Genomic DNA, 3,530 nt, shown 5'->3' with positions numbered 1-3,530 from the left:
ACGGTGTAAGTGATTTCGGCGTCACCATGGAAGTTCTCTGCCGGTGTGAAGACCAGTTTGCCGTCAACAATCTCGACTGTCCCTTGGTCACTCGGCACGGACGCTGATTGAATAGACAACTTATCGCCGTCGATGTCGGTGTCGTTTGGCAGAACATCAATCGTCACTGGCGTGTCTTCGTCAGTGATAGCGGTGTCATCGTTTGCCACTGGCGCGTCATTGACTGGCGTCACATCGACGTTCACCGTGGTGGACTCCGATACCCCACCGGAGGTAACGATGTAGGTAAAGCTGTCTGTCCCGTGGTAGTTGTCGTTTGGCGTGTAAGTCACGCTGCCGTCCGGGTTGACCGAGACCGTGCCGTTCGCTGGACCGTTATTGGTATCCAGCGACACCACTTTGTCGTTGCCTTCGAACGTGTCGTTACCTAAGACCTTAATGATGGTTGGTGTGTCTTCCACAACCGTCGCTTTATCTGCCACGATATCCGCCACTGGCGCCACTGTGAAGTTCACCGTTTGGCTAACGCTTTCACCGCTTGGATCGGTGGCAGTAAAGGTCAGCGCTTCAGAGCCGTTCCAGTCTGCCGTTGGGCTAATGGTCGCGATGCCATTTTCAATCGACACCAACACGTTGCTGTTGCCAGAGACGCTGAAGGTCAGATCGCCATCGACGTTATCCACATCACTGAAGGCCGTATTCAGATCGATGCTGTATGGCGTAAAGTCTTCCGCCAAGGTTTGGTCTGCGATGCTGCTTTCAACCACAGGCGTGTCGTTCACCGCATTCACGGTGACGTTGACCGTTGCTTGGTCAGTCAGTGCACCATCAGTAATCGTGTAAGTAATTTCAGCGTCACCATGGAAGTTCTCAGCTGGCGTGAACACCAACTTGCCGTCAACAATCTCAACTGTGCCTTGCGCTTCAGGTACAGACGCCGATTCAATCGACAGCTTATCGCCATCGATGTCAGTATCGTTTGGCAGAACATCAATCGTCACTGGCGTATCTTCGTCAGTAACAGCGGTATCATCTTTTGCCGCTGGCGCATCGTTGACTGGCGTCACATCGACGTTCACCGTGGTGGACTCACTGACGCCACCGGAGGTGACGATGTAAGTGAAGCTGTCTGTACCGTGGTAGTTGTCGTTTGGCGTGTAAGTGACGCTGCCGTCCGGGTTGACCGAGACCGTGCCGTTGGCTGGACCGTTATTGGTATCCAGCGACACCACTTTGTCGTCGCCTTCAAACGTGTCGTTATCTAAGACCTTGATGATGGTTGGCGTGTCTTCCATGACCGTTGCTTTATCTGCCACGATGTCCGCCACAGGCGCCACTGTGAAGTTCACCGTTTGGCTAACGCTTTCGCCGCTTGGATCGGTAGCCGTAAAGGTTAGGATTTCTGAGCCGTTCCAGTCAGCGGTTGGAGTGAACGTAGCAATGCCATTGACGATCGCCACTTGAATGTTGCTGTTGCCAGAGACACTGAAGCTCAACTCGCCATCCACGTTATCCACATCACTGAAAGCGGTGTTTAGATCGATGCTGTATGGCGTAAAGTCTTCTGCCAAGGTTTGGTCTGCAATGTTGCTCTCAACCACAGGCGTGTCGTTCACCGCATTCACGGTGACGTTGACCGTTGCTTTGTCAGTCAGTGCACCATCGGTCACGGTGTAAGTGATTTCGGCGTCGCCATGGAAGTTCTCAGCCGGTGTGAAGACCAGTTTGCCGTCAACAATCTCGACTGTCCCTTGGTCACTCGGCACAGATGCCGAGTCAATCGACAGCGTATCGCCATCAATATCGGTGTCGTTTGGCAGGACATCAACCGTTACTGAGCTATCTTCCTCTGTAATTATTGTATCATTAGAGGCAATAGGCGCATCGTTAACTGAGTTTACTGTTACCGAAACTTGAGCTTCATCCTCTAACTCACCATCTGTGATGGTGTAGCTAATCGTTGCATTACCGTTGAAATTTTCAGCCGGAGTGAAAACAAGCTTACCATCGATAATCTCAACGATACCTTGCTCTTCTGGTACAGAAGCAGAGGTAATGATTAAATCATCACCTTCAATATCACTGTCGTTAGCGAGCACATCAATTACAACCTGGGAATCCTCGTCAGTTTGAATCGCATCATTAGTTGCTATTGGCGCGTCATTAACAGGCGTAATATCTAAGTTAGCAGTGCCATTAATAACACCGCCATCGTTATCAATAATGTCATAGGAGAATGACACTTCAGTGTCATCGTCAGCCTCTGGAATGTAAGTCCAAGATCCATCGCTGTTATCAATTAAGGTGCCATTCCCACTCTCAATAGTGACGTTTGTAATGACAAGAGTATCGGTATCATCAATATTGACGTTCGATAGTAATTCTTCAGTAGTTATCGTGATTGGATCGCTATCTTCCTCAACAGCGCTTAATGTCACTGGAGAATTAGTAAGTGGCTTACTTGAGCCATCCCCACTTGTCTCGATACCTGTTGTGAAGAAATCATTTAAGGTCAACGCTTGAGTTTCAGATAAGCCGAGGGATTCTAAGCCAATAGTTTCAAAGTTTGTTGAGGCTAGCACTTCAGTACCATCTCGTACAATCGTGGCACTATTTTGCAAACTGGAGCCACTATTTTCACCCGCTGCAGGTGCGAGTTCTTCATCAATAGCAGAAGGGTCTTGACCTTGCTCAATAGCACTAATAATCTGTGCTACATCGTCTGAAATATCTTTTAAACCTTGCTCTTGAGCAAGCTGAATTTTCAGGTCTTGAGGCGCAGCATCTGTCATTGCCACTATCACTTCACCTGGTAGAGGCTGCTGTCCTTCTGCAAGGACTCTCAGCTGCCCATCCAAACCTATTACGACGACTTGATTACCGAGTGGCACTAATGCTGTACGATCCATATAAACCTTAACCCTAAATAACTGTCAAGTTTTTGACTAATAATACTAATTTGCTATATATTGCCCGAATATATAGTGCAATAACAGCAATTTGATGCTCAATGAAGTAATTATGTGTCATACATCAATAAGAATCCAGACGCATAAGTGTTTTATTTTATTAAAATCTGGACACTCGTTTCTAGCCATTACCTCCATCTTTAATTTGAGATCTTAATTCAAGTTTTAGGCAGATTTAGTAGGTTGATTTATCAAAATTGAAACAAATGAACAGCGAATCAACAGGTTACTTCATCGCATATTAATGTTATTGTGCGCTAAATTATTGACGCCCTTATAAGTATTCCACTTATAAGCCCTATCACCTCGAGAATTTTTACCATTATCTAGGAGAATCACAGTGAAGTGGACTCGTGCCAACGCCTTTTGTATTGGTATGTTCACCGCTAGTCATGCTTTTGGGCAAACGCTAGAGCAAGCGGTTGAAAACACATTAAAAACCAATCCTGACATCAAAAGTGCGTTCAATGAATTCGTTAGCAAGCAGTATGTGAATGAAGCATCTGGTGGTGCTTACCTCCCATCCGTAGACTTAGATGCCGGTATCGGTTACGAAGGAAT

At 47.1% G+C, this 3,530-nt stretch carries 1 protein-coding gene and 1 pseudogene; one reads left to right on the top strand and one right to left on the bottom strand.

Features of this window, described 5'->3' with window-relative positions:
• Nucleotides 1-2,909: tandem-95 repeat protein (locus IQP38_RS26260; RefSeq protein ID WP_228009989.1), on the bottom strand; the 2,909-nt coding region annotated here is incomplete at its 3' end.
• A gap of 400 nt (nt 2,910-3,309) precedes the next feature.
• On the opposite strand from IQP38_RS26260, the pseudogene IQP38_RS26255 reads away from it, so the two are divergent.
• Nucleotides 3,310-3,530 (top strand): annotated as a pseudogene (locus IQP38_RS26255) (agglutination protein); the annotation flags it as partial.

Origin of the sequence: Vibrio sp. OPT41 (genome assembly GCF_015163595.1) — a bacterium.
Classification (GTDB): Bacteria; Pseudomonadota; Gammaproteobacteria; order Enterobacterales; family Vibrionaceae; genus Vibrio; species Vibrio alginolyticus.
The sequence above is the reverse complement of the archived record's forward strand: the minus strand, read 5'-3'. Positions and strand labels throughout refer to the sequence as shown.